Origin of the sequence: Streptomyces sp. CB01373, assembly GCF_002803075.1 — a bacterium.
Lineage (GTDB): Bacteria > Actinomycetota > Actinomycetes > Streptomycetales > Streptomycetaceae > Streptomyces.
Genome location: NZ_NNBK01000014.1, coordinates 84,101 through 98,704, shown reverse-complemented (window position 1 = coordinate 98,704; position 14,604 = coordinate 84,101). Strand labels below are relative to the sequence as shown.

Genomic DNA, 14,604 nt, shown 5'->3' with positions numbered 1-14,604 from the left:
GGAAGCTGATACAGCTTACGGACCGGGCGCCCCCGGCGCACCACCCCCTCCGGACTTCCGGAGACATCTCCCCACGGACACCCGCGCAACGTCCCACTCCGGACTCCCGCGCGCCGCTGCCTCCGGACTCAGGCCCACCCCATTCCAGACTCTCGCGCCCCTGCGGGCCGGGAGCCCGCCCGTCGGTGCGGAGTGGCAGGATCGAGGCATGCCTGACGTGCTCGACGCCACCCCGTACGACGCCCTGCTCCTGCTCTCGTTCGGCGGCCCCGAGGGGCCGGACGACGTGATCCCGTTCCTGGAGAACGTGACGCGCGGGCGAGGCATCCCCACCGAGCGCCTGAAGGAAGTGGGCGAACACTACTTCCAGTTCGGCGGGGTCAGCCCGATCAACGCCCAGAACCGCGCCCTGCTCGACGCCCTGCGCAAGGACTTCGCCGACCACGGCCTCGATCTGCCGGTCTACTGGGGCAACCGCAACTGGGCCCCCTACCTGACGGACACCCTGCGGGACATGGCCCGCGACGGGCGCCGCCGCATCCTGGTCCTGGCCACCAGCGCCTACGCCTCCTACTCCGGCTGCCGCCAGTACCGCGAGAACCTCGCGGACTCCCTCGCCGCCCTGGGGGCCGAGGGCCTGGACCTGCCGAAGGTCGACAAGCTGCGGCACTACTTCAACCACCCCGGCTTCCTCCAGCCCATGATCGACGGCGTGCTCGAATCGCTCGCCGGCCTTCCCGAGGACGTCCGCGACGGCGCGCACATCGCCTTCTGCACCCACTCGATCCCGGTCTCCGCCGCGGACACCTCCGGCCCGGTCGCGGGCCACGGCGACGGCGGGGCGTACGTCCGCCAGCACCTGGACGTGGCGCGACTGATCGCCGACGAGGTCCGCGAGCGCACGGGTGTCGACCACCCCTGGCAGCTCGTCTACCAGTCGCGCTCCGGTGCCCCGCACATCCCGTGGCTGGAGCCCGACATCTGCGACCACCTCGAGGAGCGGCACGCCGCCGGGGCCCCGGCCGTCGTCATGGCGCCCATCGGCTTCGTCTCCGACCACATGGAGGTCATGTACGACCTCGACACCGAGGCCACGGCCAAGGCCGCGGAACTGGGCCTTCCGGTGGGCCGCTCCGCCACCGTGGGCGCCGACCCGCGGTTCGCCGCCGCCATCCGCGACCTGATCATGGAGCGGGCCGCCATCGAGCGCGGACAGCGGGTCACGCCGTGCGCCCTGGGCGCGCTCGGCGCGGACCACAACCTGTGTCCGGTGGGCTGCTGCCCGGCCCGTACGCCCCGGCCGGCCGCCGCGGGCGCCGACAGTCCCTACGCGTGAGGAGCCCCGTGACCGACACCCTGCCCGCGGAACTGCTGCAAGTCGCCCGCCAGGCGGCGGCACGCGCCGGAGAGCTGCTGAAGGACGGCCGCCCGGCCGATCTGACGGTGGCCGCCACCAAGTCCAGCCCGATCGACGTCGTCACCGAGATGGACATCGCCGCCGAGAAGCTGATCACCGGCCTGATCGCCGACCGGCGCCCCGACGACGGCTTCCTCGGCGAGGAGGGCGCCTCCGTCGAGGGCACGAGCGGTGTCCGCTGGGTGATCGACCCGCTCGACGGCACCGTGAACTACCTGTACGGGCTGCCGACCTGGGCCGTCTCCATCGCCGCCGAGCAGGACGGCGAGGCGCTGGTCGGGGTCGTGGTCGCCCCGATGCGCGGCGAGGCCTTCCACGCCGTGCGTGGTCGCGGCGCCTGGGCCACCGGAGCCTGGGCCGGCGAGCGCAAGCTGTCCTGCCGCGCCGCGCCGCCCCTGGACCAGGCGTTGATCGCCACCGGCTTCAACTACGTCGCCGAGGTCCGCGCCCACCAGGCCGACGTGGCCCGCCGGCTGATCCCGCTGCTGCGCGACATCCGCCGCAGCGGTTCCGCCGCGGTGGACCTGTGCGACCTGGCGCTGGGCCGCCTGGACGGCTTCTACGAGCGCGGTCTGAACGCGTGGGACTACGCCGCGGGCGACCTGATCGCCCGGGAGGCGGGCGCCGCGTCCGGTGGCCGCCCCGGAGAGCGCCCGTCCCGCGACCTGACGGTAGCGGCCGTCCCCGGCGTCTTCGAGCCCCTCCAGAGCCTCCTGGAGGACCTCGGCGCCTGGCACGACTGAGGTCCCACGAGAGCCATCGACACAGCGGGACCCCGGCGCTGGATTCGCCGGGGTCCCGCTGTGCGCGTGCAGGCTGGTCAGACGCCGGACACGCCGACCTCCACACCGTGTTCGGCGGCGAGGCGGCGCAGGTCGTCGAGTTCGGCCAGCTCGACCTCGACGAGGAAGTCGTCGCCCTCGTCACGAGCCCGGGTCAGATCGGACTCGGTCGCCTTTATGCGCTGCAGAAGTCCTGCGGTGAATGCGTCCATGCTTGCGCCCCCTCGTCCTGGGTCGGTGGGTCGGTGGCACGGGGGTGTGCCGTTCGGAAGGGGCGATCACGTCTCAGCAGGTGCCCGGCGCTGCCCGACCGGGCGGCGACGGCGCTGGACACCCACACCCACTCTGCCGAAGCGGATCGCGGAGTACCGCATGGTGCTGCGGCACATGCAGAGCGTGATCGCGGGGTGTAATCCGTCCTCCCCCGACTCCTCGCGACGGAAACCTCGGCCGGACAAGAAAATTCGGGATTCACGGACGCTTCGCCCATCGCTCGCCTGCCGTGCACCGTCCGCTACCACGGCTTACCGCCGACTTACGGCCGAAAAGGGCAGGATGGAAACACACACGAACGAAGACCCCTGCCGGCGTGCGCCCCGAGCGGCGCTACGCGGGTGGACACAGGAAGGACATGCGACGTGCGCGTACTCGTCGTCGAGGACGAGCAACTGCTCGCCGATGCGGTGGCCACCGGACTGCGCCGGGAGGCCATGGCCGTCGACGTCGTGTACGACGGTGCGGCCGCCCTGGAGCGCATCGGCGTCAACGACTACGACGTGGTCGTCCTCGACCGCGACCTCCCGCTGGTGCACGGCGACGACGTCTGCCGCAAGATCGTCGAACTGGGCATGCCCACGCGCGTGCTGATGCTCACCGCCTCCGGCGACGTCAGCGACCGTGTCGAGGGCCTGGAGATCGGCGCCGACGACTATCTCCCCAAGCCCTTCGCGTTCAGCGAGCTGACGGCACGCGTGCGTGCCCTGGGCCGGCGCACCAGCGTGCCCCTGCCGCCCGTCCTGGAGCGCGCCGGGATCAAGCTCGACCCCAACCGCCGCGAGGTCTTCCGCGACGGCAGGGAGGTCCAGCTCGCGCCGAAGGAGTTCGCGGTCCTCGAGGTCCTGATGCGCAGCGAGGGCGCCGTGGTCTCCGCGGAGCAGCTCCTGGAGAAGGCCTGGGACGAGAACACCGACCCGTTCACCAACGTCGTGCGCGTCACGGTGATGACGCTGCGGCGCAAGCTCGGCGAGCCCCCGGTGATCGTCACCGTGCCCGGCTCCGGCTACCGGATCTGAGCCGCCGTGGCCGCGACCCCGGCGCCGCCCCAGGCGCCCCCGAAACCCACCTGGGACCCCAGAAGGCCGGAGCCCGCCTTCCCGTGGCTGCGCCCGACCATCCGGATAAGGCTGACGCTGCTGTACGGCGGCATGTTCCTGATCGCCGGCATCCTGCTGCTGTCGATCATCTACCTGCTCGCCGCGCAGGCCCTGCGCACCGGCAACCAACCGCTGTTCAAGATCGTCGACTTCAACGCCCTGAGGGTCACCAGCACCGACTGTCCGGGCGTCGACAACGGCAACCTGTCGCTGTCGGAGTTCAACGCCGCGATCAGCGCCTGCATCGACCACCAGCGCCAGGCCGCCCTGGACAGCCTGCTCAGCCGCTCGCTCCTCGCCCTGCTCGGCCTCGCCGTGATCGCCTTCGCGTTCGGCTACGCGATGGCCGGCCGTGTGCTGTCCCCGCTCGGCCGGATCACCCGCACCGCCCGCGCGGTGGCCGGCTCCGACCTGTCCCGGCGGATCGAGCTGGACGGCCCGGACGACGAGCTGAAGGAACTCGCGGACACCTTCGACGACATGCTGGAGCGGCTGCAGCGGGCCTTCACCGCCCAGCAGCGCTTCGTCGGCAACGCCTCGCACGAGCTGCGCACGCCGCTCGCGATCAACCGCACGCTGCTGGAGGTGCAGCTCTCCGACCCGCACGCGCCGATGGAGCTCCAGCAGCTCGGCAAGACCCTGCTGGCCACCAACGAGCGCAGCGAACTGCTTGTCGAGGGCCTGCTGCTGCTCGCCCGCAGCGACAACCAGATCGTCGAGCGCAAGCCGGTGGACCTCGCCGAGGTCGCCTCGCAGGCCATCGACCAGGTGCGCGGGGAGGCGGAGGCCAAGGGGGTCGTGATCCGCGGCGAGCGCAAGCCGGCGGTGGTCCAGGGCAACGGCGTGCTGCTGGAGCGGATCGCCCTGAACCTGGTGCAGAACGCGGTGCGCTACAACGTGGCCAATGAGGAGGTGCAGCGCGAAGCGCTTCCGAACAAGGGTGGTGGCGGGAGACGGGAGGGCGGGTGGGTGGAGGTCACCACGGACGTCCAGCACGGTCAGGCGATCCTCGTCGTCACCAACACCGGCCCGGTCGTCCCGGCCTACGAGATCGACAACCTCTTCGAGCCCTTCCGGCGGCTGCGCACCGAGCGCACCGGCAGCGACAAGGGTGTCGGTCTCGGTCTGTCCATCGCCCGTTCCGTGGCGAGGGCTCACGGAGGCCACATTTCGGCCGTGCCGCGTGAGGGGGGTGGGCTGGTGATGCGAGTGATGCTGCCGATCTGAGATCATTGCGCCGACACACGGGGATGTTCGCTTTGCGCGGAAATTCCCGGGGCCGTTCCCGGCTTCACCGTGTGTGATCGATCACATGGGCGGTTTTCCGGCCATCTACTCTGCGTGGTCATGTGAACCCCCAAAATGCCGGAAAAATACCGGTTTTCAGGGGGCATGATCACGGGAAGTACACGGTGGGACCGCTTTGGAGCGGGGCATCCGGACCGTGTACGGTCCCGATCGCCATCCACACCGATCACTCTTGAGGAGTGCGGTTGGGTGTCGATTGAGTAACAGACCTTGATGTGAGGCAAAATCTCCGCCTCAGGTCGGGCACAAGTCCGGCCTCTCACGCGTTACGTGCGCTGGAGACACCGCATACACCCAGAGGGGGAGAGCGACATGGCAACCGATTACGACACCCCACGCAAGACCGACGACGACGTTGACTCGGACAGCCTGGAAGAGCTGAAGGCCAGGCGGAACGACAAGTCCACCTCGGCCGTCGACGTCGACGAGTTCGAGGCCGCAGAAGGCCTGGAACTGCCCGGCGCGGACCTCTCGAACGAGGAGCTGGCCGTCCGGGTGCTGCCCAAGCAGCAGGACGAGTTCACCTGCATGAGCTGCTTCCTGGTGCACCACCGCAGCCAGCTGGCCCGGGAGAAGAACGGTCAGCCGATCTGCCGCGACTGCGACTGAGGCAGGGTCGGCCGTGACTGGCTCGACCCCTCCTTGGAAGCGCCGCATCCCCCGCGGGGGAGCGGACCCGGGGCCGCCCGACGGCCCCAACGGCGCGCGTGACGACGAGCGAGGGCCGTCCCGTACAACCGATCCGGACGGATCGGCGGGATCGCCCGCGCTCGCATCGGTCTCGGGGCGCGGTGACCCCGCCGACCCGGCGGGCGGATCCGCGCCCGCAGTCCGGCGGCAGGCCTCGGCGTTCCGGCACCACGCCCGCACGGTCGGGAGAGTGGCCAGGAGCGGCGCACGCGTGAGCAGTGGCCGCGCCAGGGTGGCCCTCTCGTACCTCACCGACCGCGTCATCGACACGGCCCCGCGGATTCCCGTGAGGGACCTCGGCGCGCTCCGCCGGCAGTTCCCCGGCCTCGGACCCGAACAGCTCGCGGACAAGCTCGTGGCGGGCGCGGCGCACGCCTCCTCCACGGTCGGAGCGGGCGTCGGCGCGGCGGCGATGCTGCCGGTACCGCCCGCGATGCCGACCCAGCTGGCCGCGGAGGTCACCGGAGTCGCGGCGATCGAACTCAAGCTGATCGCGGAACTCCACGAGGTGTACGGGGCGCGGCCCCCCGGAAATCTGAAGGTCCGCAGTACCGCGTATCTGGCCGCCTGGTCGCACGAGCGCAAGATCGACGTGCGGAATCCGACGACGATCGACATCGCCCTCGGGGGCCGGGTGAAGCGCCAGCTGCGCCGGCAGATCATGAAGCGGACGGCGCGGGGCCTGCCCAAGCTGACGCCCTTCATGGTGGGCGCCGCGGCCGGAGCCGTGATGAACCGGCGCGAGACCAGACGGCTCGCCGCCCGCATCCGCTCGGACCTGCGCAAGGTCCAGGTCCCATGGGGCGAACTGCCCCCGCTGCCGTCCCTGGAGGCGGCCGGGCACCCGCTGCGGCTCCAGGACACCGACGACGACTTGGACGGCTCCGGTACCACCGACGGTCCCGACGCCACCGGCGGCTTCGGGAAGCCCGAGAGCTGACCCCGGCCGCCCGGGGTCACCCGTACGAAGCCGCGCGGCCCCGGCGCCCCCTGGACGGCGTTACGGGCGTTACGCGGCCTCGGCCTCCACGGCGGCCCGCGCCGCACGCAGCGCCTCGGCCAGCCGCTCCGGCTCCCGCGTCGACAGGTACAGGTAGGGCGTGGGGTCCTCGGGGTCGGTGACGATCACCCGCAGCGCCCCGGGGATGTAGGCGCGCAGCAGCAGGAAGGCGCGGGTGTCGGCCTTGTGGGTGCGCCAGGCGCGCGCCTCCTCCGCGTCCAGCACCTCCGTCTCGCCGAGCGCCGTGACCGGGATCTTCGCCTCGCCCGCGATCAGCAGTCCGCCCACGACCCGGATCCGCGGCGAGCCGTAGGAGCTCGCCACGACCGCCGACGCCGCGGTGCCGCCGACCAGGCCGCCCAGCATCGGCAGGGTGCCGAAGGGAAGCAGGACCAGGGCGCAGGAGATGCCCATCAGAAGGCTGATCAGCCACCAGGAACGGGGCGCGGTGAGGCGTTCTTCGTAGGGCTGGGCGGAGAGCTGCATGAACCAAGCTTGGCACGGTGACGGGCCCGCGCCGACGCGCGGGTAAGGTCTGCGCCTGTGAGTGGTAGTTCCGCAGCTCTTCAGCCCCCGCCCGACGCCGTGGCCCCGGTCCGGCACCCCGACGCCCCCGCGCCCGGCGAACTCCTCGGCTCGCACTACGCAGAGTGCTTCGGCTGTGGCGAGGAGCAGCCGCACGGGCTGCACCTCCAGGCCCGGGCCGGGGAGGGCGTCGCGATCACCGCCGAGTTCACCGTGCAGCCCGCCCACCAGGGCGCGCCCGGCCTCGCCCACGGCGGGGTCCTCGCGACCGCCCTCGACGAGGCCCTCGGCTCGCTGAACTGGCTGCTGCGGACGATCGCCGTGACCGGGCGGCTGGAGACGGACTACGTGCGCCCGGTGCCGGTCGGCACCGTCCTGCACCTGGAGGCCGAGGTCACCGCCGTGGCCGGGCGGAAGATCTACTCCAGGGCCACCGGACGTGTCGGCGGCCCCGACGGGCCGGTCGCCGTCCGCGCCGAGGCCCTGTTCGTCGAGGTCAAGGTCGACCACTTCGTCGACCACGGCCGCGAGCAGGAGATCCAGGCAGTCATGAACGACCCCGACCAGGTCCGGCGCGTCCGCGCCTTCGAGGTGAACCCGTGAGCCGTGAGCCCCTGAACGTGCTGATCCGGCGTGTCGACGCCGACGTACCGCTTCCGGCGTACGCGCATCCCGGTGACGCGGGCGCCGATCTGCGCACGACCGTGGCGTGCGAACTGGCGCCGGGGGAGCGGGCGGTACTGCCCACTGGAGTGTCTGTCGCGCTCCCGGAGGGGTACGCGGCCTTCGTGCACCCGCGATCCGGACTCGCCGCCCGCTGCGGTGTCGCCCTCGTGAATGCCCCGGGGACGGTTGATGCCGGGTACCGTGGGGAGATCAAGGTGATCGTGGTGAATCTCGACCCGCGCGAGTCCGTGCGGTTCGAGCGCTTCGACCGGATTGCCCAACTGGTCGTCCAGCAGGTCGAGAGGGTCCGCTTCCAGGAGGTGGCGGAGCTTCCCGGATCGGCGCGGGCCGAGGGGGGCTTCGGGTCCACCGGCGGCCACGCCGCCGTGGACGGTGCGAGCGGCACGAACGGCCGGGCCGCCATGGGCGGGCCGGCGGGTGGGAATCGATACGCTTCGGTCGTATCCGACCGGGAAGGACAGTGACGTGTTCGGACGTCGCAACAAGAAGGGTGCCGCCGAGGACGCGGCCGGCGAGGCCGAGCAGGTCGTCGACAGCGTCGACACCGAGGCGGACGTGGACGTGAAGGGTGAGCGCGAGCGCTTGCGGCTCGAGCCCGGACCGCGGCCCGACGGGCCCTGGGACAGCTCCGAGGTGCGCGAGCCGGCCGAGGGCCGCGTGGACCTCGGCGGGATGTTCGTACCGGGTGTCGAGGGCATGGAGCTGCGGGTCGAGGTCGCGGGCGACGCGATCGTCGCGGCGACCGTCGTCCTGCACGACAGCGCCATCCAGTTGCAGGCCTTCGCCGCGCCCAAGCGCGAGGGCATCTGGGGCGAGGTGCGCGAGGAGATCGGCAGCGGCATCACCCAGCAGGGCGGCATCATCGACGAGGTCGAGGGTCCGCTGGGCTGGGAGCTGCGCGCGCAGGTGCCGGTGCAGCTGCCGGACGGCACGGGCGGCTACCAGGTCGTGCGGTTCGTCGGCGTCGACGGTCCCCGCTGGTTCCTGCGCGGGGTGATCTCCGGGCAGGGCGCGGTGCAGCCGCAGGCGGCCGGACTGCTCGAGCAGATCTTCCGGGACACGGTCGTGGTCCGCGGCGAGGGCCCGATGGCGCCCCGCGACCCGATCGTCCTCAAGCTGCCGAACGACGCGCAGATGGTGCCCGAGGGCGTCCAGCAGGACGAGGGCCAGTCGCGCTTCTCCGGCGGGATGGGCCAGCTCCAGCGCGGACCGGAGATCACCGAGGTCCGCTGACCGCGGTCAGCCGGACACGGTCCTCTCATCGACAGGACCCAGGGCCGTACCTCCGCGGTGCGGCCCTCCGCCGTGCGCGGACTCCGCCGCGGCTCCGGCCGGAAACCTTCGCGGACGTCCGTTCGTCTGGATATTGAACGGACGGGCGCGGCTGGTGATACTGGCGCCCGGTCCACGGGGGCGTGAACGGGGAGGGCACATGAGCCAGGTGATCACCGAGACCATGGTGCGCGTGGAGGACGTCCACAAGTCCTACGGGCAGGGCGAGGCCGCCGTGCACGCCCTGCGCGGAGTCTCCTTCGAGGTCCCGCGGGGCGAACTGGTCGCACTCAAGGGCCGCTCGGGCTCCGGCAAGACCACGCTGCTGAACATCGTCGGCGGGCTCGACGAGCCGGACCGGGGACGGGTCCACGTCGACGGCCGCGACCTGTCCGAACTCGGTGAAGAGGGCCTCCTCGCCCTGCGCCGGGACCACGTCGGGTTCGTCTTCCAGTCCTTCGGGCTCATCCCGATCCTCACCGCCGCGGAGAACGTGGGCGTGCCGATGCGGCTGCGCCGCGCCGATCCGCGTGTGCGGGAGGAGCGCGTCGAGCTGCTGCTGTCCCTGGTCGGCCTCGCCGACCACGCCCGGCAGCGGCCCGGTGAGCTCTCCGGCGGCCAGCAGCAGCGCGTGGCCATCGCCCGCGCCCTCGCCAACGAGCCGGCGCTCCTGATAGCCGACGAGCCGACCGGCCAGCTCGACGCGGAGACCGGCCACGCCGTGATGGAGCTGCTGCGCGCCGTCGTCCGCAGCGAGCAGGTCACCGCACTGGTCGCCACCCACGACGCCACCCTGCTGGACCTCGCCGACCGGGTGCTGGAGCTGCGCGACGGCAGGATCACCGAATCGTGACGCCCTGAAGCCCTGAAGCCCTGACGGCCTGATGCTCTGACGCCCTGAGGCCGTATGGCCGTGACGTCGTACCCCCGTGTCGCCCTCCCGCCCCGACCCCGCGCACGTCGGGGTCGTGTCCGTCAGGGTTGTGTCAAAGACGGCCATCCGCCCCCGCGCGACCCCTTATGTCGCGATTATCGGCCGTAAGGTCGACGCGGCATACGGAGCCGTGACGGGAAGACAATGGGGCCATGGGACGCGGCAAGCTTCGGATCTATCTCGGTGCGGCACCGGGCGTCGGCAAGACGTACGCGATGCTCTCCGAGGCACACCGCCGGGTGGAGCGGGGCACCGACTGCGTCGTGGCGTTCGTCGAGCACCACGACCGGCTGCGCACCGAGGTGATGCTGCACGGTCTCGAGCAGGTCCCCCGCAAGGCGCTGGAGTACCGCGGGAGCACGTTCACCGAGATGGACGTCGACGCCGTGCTGCGCCGCGCCCCGGCCGTCGCCCTGGTGGACGAACTCGCCCACACCAACATCCCCGGCTCCCGCAACGCCAAGCGCTGGCAGGACGTGGAGGAGCTGCTCGCGGCCGGTGTCGACGTCATCTCCACGGTCAACATCCAGCACCTGGAGTCCCTCGGCGACGTGGTCGAGTCGATCACGGGCGTACGGCAGCGGGAGACCGTCCCCGACGAGGTGGTGCGGCGGGCCGACCAGATCGAGCTGGTCGACATGTCGCCCGAGGCCCTCCGCCGCCGGATGGCCCACGGCAACATCTACAAGTCGGACAAGGTCGACGCCGCCCTGTCCAACTACTTCCGGCCCGGCAACCTCACCGCGCTGCGCGAGCTGGCCCTGCTGTGGGTGGCCGACCGTGTCGACGAGTACCTCCAGCGCTACCGGAGCGAGCACCAGGTCTCCAGGATCTGGGGCTCGCGCGAGCGGATCGTCGTCGGCCTGACCGGCGGTCCCGAGGGGCGCACCCTGATCCGCCGGGCGGCCCGCCTGGCCGAGAAGGGCGCCGGAGGGGAGGTCATGGCCGTCTACATCGCCCGCAGCGACGGACTGACCTCCGCCTCCCCGAAGGAGCTGGCCGTCCAGCGCACCCTCGTGGAGGACCTGGGCGGCACCTTCCACCATGTCGTCGGCGACGACATACCGGCCGCGCTGCTCGACTTCGCCCGCGGGGTCAACGCCACCCAGATCGTGCTGGGCTCCTCGCGCCGCAAGACCTGGCAGTACATCTTCGGACCGGGCGTGGGCGCCACGGTGGCCCGCGAGTCGGGCCCCGACCTCGACGTGCACATCGTCACCCACGGACAGGTCGCCAAGGGGCGCGGACTGCCGGTGGCCCGCGGTGCCCGGCTCGGACGGGCCCGGATCGTCTGGGGCTGGACGGTCGCGGTCGCCGGCCCGGTGATCCTCGCGCTGCTGCTGAACACCGTGGACCTCGGCCTCGCCAACGACATGCTGCTGTTCCTCGCCCTGACGGTGGCCGCGGCCCTGCTGGGCGGGCTGCTGCCGGCGCTCGCCTCGGCGGCCGTCGGATCGCTGCTGCTGAACTACTACTACACACCGCCCCTGCACCGGCTCACCATCGCCGACCCCAAGAACATCGTGGCCATCGCGATCTTCGTCGGGATCGCCGTGTCCGTGGCCTCCGTGGTGGACCTCGCCGCCCGCCGCACCCACCAGGCCGCCCGGCTGCGCGCCGAGGCGGAGATACTGTCCTTCCTCGCGGGCAGCGTGCTGCGCGGGGAGACCAGCCTTGAGGCGCTGCTGGAGCGGGTCCGCGAGACCTTCGGCATGGAGTCGGTGGCCCTCCTGGAGCGGCAGAGCGAGGTGGACCCCTGGACCTGCGCCGGCCGTGTGGGCACGGGCGGGCCGCTCCAGCGCCCCGAGGACGCGGCCGTGGACATGCCCGTCAGCGACCACATGGCGCTGGCGCTGACCGGACGGGTGCTGCCCGCCTCCGACCGCCGCGTGCTGGCCGCCTTCGCCGCCCAGGCCGCCGTCGTCCTGGAACGCCGGCGCCTCCAGGAGGAAGCCGACCAGGCCCGCGCCCTCGCGGAGGGCAACCGCATCCGCACCGCGCTGCTCGCCGCCGTCAGCCACGATCTGCGCACCCCGCTCGCCGGGATCAAGGCGGCCGTCTCCTCGCTCAGGTCCGAGGACGTCGAGTGGTCCGAGGAGGACCGCGCGGAGCTGCTCCAGGGCATCGAGGAGGGCGCCGACCGGCTCGACCACCTCGTGGGCAACCTGCTCGACATGTCCCGCCTCCAGACCGGCACCGTCACTCCGCTGATCCGTGAGATCGACCTCGACGAGGTGGTGCCGATGGCGCTGGGAGGGGTGCCCGAGGACAGCGTCCACCTGGACATCCCGGAGTACCTGCCGATGGTCGCCGTCGACCCCGGGCTGCTGGAGCGCGCGGTCGCCAACCTGGTGGAGAACGCCGTGAAGTACAGTCCGGCGGACGAGCAGGTGGTGGTGTCCGCCAGCGCCATGGCCGACCGGGTCGAGGTCCGGGTCGTCGACCGCGGACCGGGCGTCCCCGACGAGGCCAAGAACCGTATCTTCGAGCCGTTCCAGCGGCACGGCGACGCCCCGCGCGGAGCCGGCGTGGGCCTCGGCCTCGCCGTGGCACGCGGCTTCGCCGAGGCCATGAGCGGCACGCTCGACGCCGAGGACACGCCCGGTGGCGGTCTGACGATGGTCCTCACCCTGCGGGCCGCGGAAAGCCTTCGCGGCCCCGCACGACTCGCCGAACCAGAAAGGCAAACCACATGACGCGGGTGCTGGTGGTCGACGACGAGCCGCAGATCGTGCGGGCCCTCGTGATCAACCTCAAGGCACGCAAGTACGAGGTCGACGCCGCCTCCGACGGCAGGAGCGCCCTCGACCTCGCAGCCTCCCGCCACCCCGACGTGGTCGTGCTCGACCTGGGCCTGCCCGACATGGACGGCGTCGAGGTGATCAGGGGCCTGCGTGGCTGGACCCGGGTTCCCATCCTGGTGCTGTCCGCCCGGCACTCCTCCGACGAGAAGGTCCAGGCGCTGGACGCGGGCGCCGACGACTACGTCACCAAGCCGTTCGGCATGGACGAGCTGCTGGCCCGGCTGCGGGCCGCCGTCCGCCGCGCCGAGCCCGTCGGGAGCGGCGAGGACGGCGTGCTGGTGGAGACCGAGGACTTCACCGTCGACCTGGCCGCGAAGAAGGTCAACCGGGCCGGCAAGGACGTACGGCTCACCCCGACCGAATGGCACCTGCTGGAGGTGCTGGTGCGCAACACCGGCCGGCTGGTCAGCCAGAAGCAGCTGCTCCAGGAGGTGTGGGGGCCGTCGTACGGCACGGAGACGAACTATCTGCGCGTGTACATGGCACAGCTGCGCAGGAAGCTGGAGGCCGACCCCTCGCACCCCAAGCACTTCGTCACCGAACCGGGGATGGGCTACCGCTTCGAGAAGTGAGCGGTTACGTCCCCCTCGGGGACCCCCGGTACGCTTCAGACATGAGTGCTGTTCCTCGTTCAGACAAGCCGGTGGGCCGGTTCCGGCGCATGCTCGACCGGCTTTCCTCGTCGCAGGAGGACCTGGAGTCCGAGGAACTGCGTGAGGACGCCGAGACCGCGGGCTGTACACGCATCGGCGACTGCACCGACCGGCAGATCGTCACGGTTACTGGTACCTTGCGCACGGTCACCCTGCGTCCGCGTGCCGGAGTCCCGGCCCTGGAGGCCGAGTTGTTCGACGGCACGGCCGCCCTGGACGTGGTGTGGCTCGGCAGGCGTTCCATCGTCGGTATAGAACCGGGGCGCAGGCTGATCGCATCGGGCCGGATCTCGATGAGCCGGGGCCGCCGGGTGCTGTTCAATCCCAAGTACGAACTGCGACCCCTGGGACGGGAGTAGCCGGTGACGTCACTCGACAAGCCGACCGAAGACACGACTGCCGACCACGATGCCCGGGCGGTGACGGAGGCCGCCCTGTTCGAGGCGTTCGGCGGGGTGCGGGGCATGGTCGAGACGGTGCTGCCCGGCCTCCTCTTCGTCACCATCTTCACGATCAACAAGGACCTGCACTGGTCGGCGATCGCCGCGCTGGCCGTGTCGCTGGTGCTGGTCGTGGTCCGGCTGGCGAGGCGGGACACCGTCAAGCACGCCTTCAGCGGTGTCTTCGGCGTCGCCTTCGGTGTCGTCTTCGCGATGATGACCGGCAACGCCAAGGACTTCTACCTGCCCGGCATGCTCTACACGCTGGGCCTGGCCGTGGCGTACATCGTGACGACGCTGGCCGGGGTCCCGCTGATCGGCCTGATGCTCGGCCCGGTCTTCAAGGAGAACCTCTCCTGGCGCACCCGCAACCCGGGCCGCAAGAAGGCCTACGCCAAGGCGAGCTGGGCCTGGGGCCTGATCCTGCTCGCCAAGTGCGCGATCCTCTTCCCGCTGTACTGGTGGGCCAACACCGCCCAGCTCGGCTGGGTCCTGGTCATCCTGAAGATCCCGCCGTTCCTGCTGGCGGTCTGGCTGACCTGGGTCTTCCTCGCCAAGGCGCCCCCGCCCATCGACGTGTTCGCGGAGATGGAGGCCGAGGAGAAGGCCGAGGAGGAGCGCAAGGCGGCCCTGACGCCGGAGCACGGCGAGGAACCGGCCGCAGGCCGTCACCGCCGCCAGAACTGAGCACCGCCGCATACGGCGAAGGGGCGCCCCGG

At 71.6% G+C, this 14,604-nt stretch carries 16 protein-coding genes; 14 read left to right on the top strand and 2 right to left on the bottom strand.

What is annotated here, in order from left to right:
- Nucleotides 1-208: 208 nt before the first annotated feature.
- Nucleotides 209-1,336, top strand: coding sequence for a ferrochelatase (locus CG719_RS23490; RefSeq protein ID WP_100570657.1), 1,128 nt, complete (start codon nucleotides 209-211; stop codon nucleotides 1,334-1,336).
- 8 nt (nucleotides 1,337-1,344) lie between these two features.
- Nucleotides 1,345-2,160, top strand: coding sequence for an inositol monophosphatase family protein (locus CG719_RS23485; protein WP_100570656.1), 816 nt, complete (start codon nucleotides 1,345-1,347; stop codon nucleotides 2,158-2,160).
- A gap of 77 nt (nucleotides 2,161-2,237) precedes the next feature.
- Here the strand turns inward: CG719_RS23485 and CG719_RS35915 are convergent, their stop codons facing one another.
- A complete protein-coding gene (locus CG719_RS35915) occupies nucleotides 2,238-2,411 on the bottom strand; it encodes a hypothetical protein (RefSeq protein ID WP_019981855.1) in 174 nt (57 codons plus the stop codon).
- 426 nt (nucleotides 2,412-2,837) lie between these two features.
- Between CG719_RS35915 and CG719_RS23480 the strand changes: the two genes are divergently transcribed.
- From CG719_RS23480 to CG719_RS23465, 4 genes are all read left to right on the top strand, one after another.
- Entirely contained in the window at nucleotides 2,838-3,491 is a 654-nt protein-coding gene (locus tag CG719_RS23480) for a response regulator transcription factor (protein WP_028424348.1), read from the top strand.
- Between the two features lie 6 nt (nucleotides 3,492-3,497).
- Nucleotides 3,498-4,799, top strand: a complete 1,302-nt coding sequence (locus CG719_RS23475) for a sensor histidine kinase (RefSeq protein WP_100570655.1) — start codon at nucleotides 3,498-3,500, stop codon at nucleotides 4,797-4,799.
- Between the two features lie 393 nt (nucleotides 4,800-5,192).
- Complete coding sequence (locus CG719_RS23470) at nucleotides 5,193-5,489, top strand: DUF4193 domain-containing protein (protein WP_005481602.1); 297 nt, start codon at nucleotides 5,193-5,195, stop codon at nucleotides 5,487-5,489.
- A 13-nt stretch (nucleotides 5,490-5,502) separates the two neighbouring features.
- Complete coding sequence (locus tag CG719_RS23465) at nucleotides 5,503-6,510, top strand: hypothetical protein (RefSeq protein WP_100570654.1); 1,008 nt, start codon at nucleotides 5,503-5,505, stop codon at nucleotides 6,508-6,510.
- A 69-nt stretch (nucleotides 6,511-6,579) separates the two neighbouring features.
- On the opposite strand, the gene CG719_RS23460 is transcribed toward CG719_RS23465, so the two are convergent.
- On the bottom strand, nucleotides 6,580-7,056 hold the full coding sequence (locus tag CG719_RS23460; RefSeq protein WP_100570653.1) for a DUF3093 domain-containing protein: 477 nt from the start codon (nucleotides 7,054-7,056) through the stop codon (nucleotides 6,580-6,582).
- A 57-nt stretch (nucleotides 7,057-7,113) separates the two neighbouring features.
- Between CG719_RS23460 and CG719_RS23455 the strand changes: the two genes are divergently transcribed.
- The 8 genes from CG719_RS23455 to CG719_RS23420 all read left to right on the top strand — a co-directional run bounded on the left by CG719_RS23455 (nucleotide 7,114) and on the right by CG719_RS23420 (nucleotide 14,572).
- Nucleotides 7,114-7,698 carry a PaaI family thioesterase gene (locus CG719_RS23455; protein WP_100570652.1) on the top strand — a complete coding sequence of 195 codons (585 nt, stop codon included), beginning with the start codon at nucleotides 7,114-7,116 and terminating at the stop codon, nucleotides 7,696-7,698.
- The gene (gene dut, locus CG719_RS23450; RefSeq protein WP_100570651.1) at nucleotides 7,695-8,246 is read left to right on the top strand and encodes a dUTP diphosphatase; all 552 of its coding nucleotides are present in this window, start codon (nucleotides 7,695-7,697) and stop codon (nucleotides 8,244-8,246) included. The genes CG719_RS23455 and dut overlap by 4 nt, the downstream gene beginning before the upstream one ends.
- A gap of 1 nt (nucleotide 8,247) precedes the next feature.
- Nucleotides 8,248-9,015, top strand: coding sequence for a DUF3710 domain-containing protein (locus CG719_RS23445; protein ID WP_100570650.1), 768 nt, complete (start codon nucleotides 8,248-8,250; stop codon nucleotides 9,013-9,015).
- 199 nt (nucleotides 9,016-9,214) lie between these two features.
- Nucleotides 9,215-9,907, top strand: a complete 693-nt coding sequence (locus tag CG719_RS23440) for an ABC transporter ATP-binding protein (protein ID WP_100570649.1) — start codon at nucleotides 9,215-9,217, stop codon at nucleotides 9,905-9,907.
- Between the two features lie 233 nt (nucleotides 9,908-10,140).
- Nucleotides 10,141-12,684 carry a sensor histidine kinase gene (locus CG719_RS23435; protein WP_100570648.1) on the top strand — a complete coding sequence of 848 codons (2,544 nt, stop codon included), beginning with the start codon at nucleotides 10,141-10,143 and terminating at the stop codon, nucleotides 12,682-12,684.
- Nucleotides 12,681-13,364, top strand: coding sequence for a response regulator (locus CG719_RS23430; RefSeq protein ID WP_100570647.1), 684 nt, complete (start codon nucleotides 12,681-12,683; stop codon nucleotides 13,362-13,364). The genes CG719_RS23435 and CG719_RS23430 overlap by 4 nt, the downstream gene beginning before the upstream one ends.
- 41 nt (nucleotides 13,365-13,405) lie before the next feature.
- Nucleotides 13,406-13,804 (top strand): OB-fold nucleic acid binding domain-containing protein, encoded by a 399-nt coding sequence (locus CG719_RS23425; protein WP_100570646.1) that lies wholly within the window; start codon nucleotides 13,406-13,408, stop codon nucleotides 13,802-13,804.
- 3 nt (nucleotides 13,805-13,807) lie between these two features.
- Nucleotides 13,808-14,572: a DUF3159 domain-containing protein gene (locus CG719_RS23420; RefSeq protein WP_100570645.1), complete on the top strand. Its 765-nt coding sequence runs from the start codon at nucleotides 13,808-13,810 to the stop codon at nucleotides 14,570-14,572.
- Nucleotides 14,573-14,604: the final 32 nt, after the last annotated feature.

Excerpts from the sequence above, each read along its gene's own strand:
- CG719_RS23490 (WP_100570657.1), top strand. The coding sequence starts at position 209 with ATGCCTGACGTGCTCGACGCCACCCCGTACGACGCCCTGCTCCTGCTC.
- CG719_RS23470 (WP_005481602.1), top strand. The coding sequence starts at position 5,193 with ATGGCAACCGATTACGACACCCCACGCAAGACCGACGACGACGTTGAC.
- CG719_RS23440 (WP_100570649.1), top strand. The coding sequence starts at position 9,215 with ATGAGCCAGGTGATCACCGAGACCATGGTGCGCGTGGAGGACGTCCAC.
- CG719_RS23430 (WP_100570647.1), top strand. The coding sequence starts at position 12,681 with ATGACGCGGGTGCTGGTGGTCGACGACGAGCCGCAGATCGTGCGGGCC.
- CG719_RS23460 (WP_100570653.1), bottom strand. The coding sequence starts at position 7,056 with ATGCAGCTCTCCGCCCAGCCCTACGAAGAACGCCTCACCGCGCCCCGT.
- CG719_RS35915 (WP_019981855.1), bottom strand. The coding sequence starts at position 2,411 with ATGGACGCATTCACCGCAGGACTTCTGCAGCGCATAAAGGCGACCGAG.
- CG719_RS23425 (WP_100570646.1), top strand. The coding sequence starts at position 13,406 with ATGAGTGCTGTTCCTCGTTCAGACAAGCCGGTGGGCCGGTTCCGGCGC.
- CG719_RS23435 (WP_100570648.1), top strand. The coding sequence starts at position 10,141 with ATGGGACGCGGCAAGCTTCGGATCTATCTCGGTGCGGCACCGGGCGTC.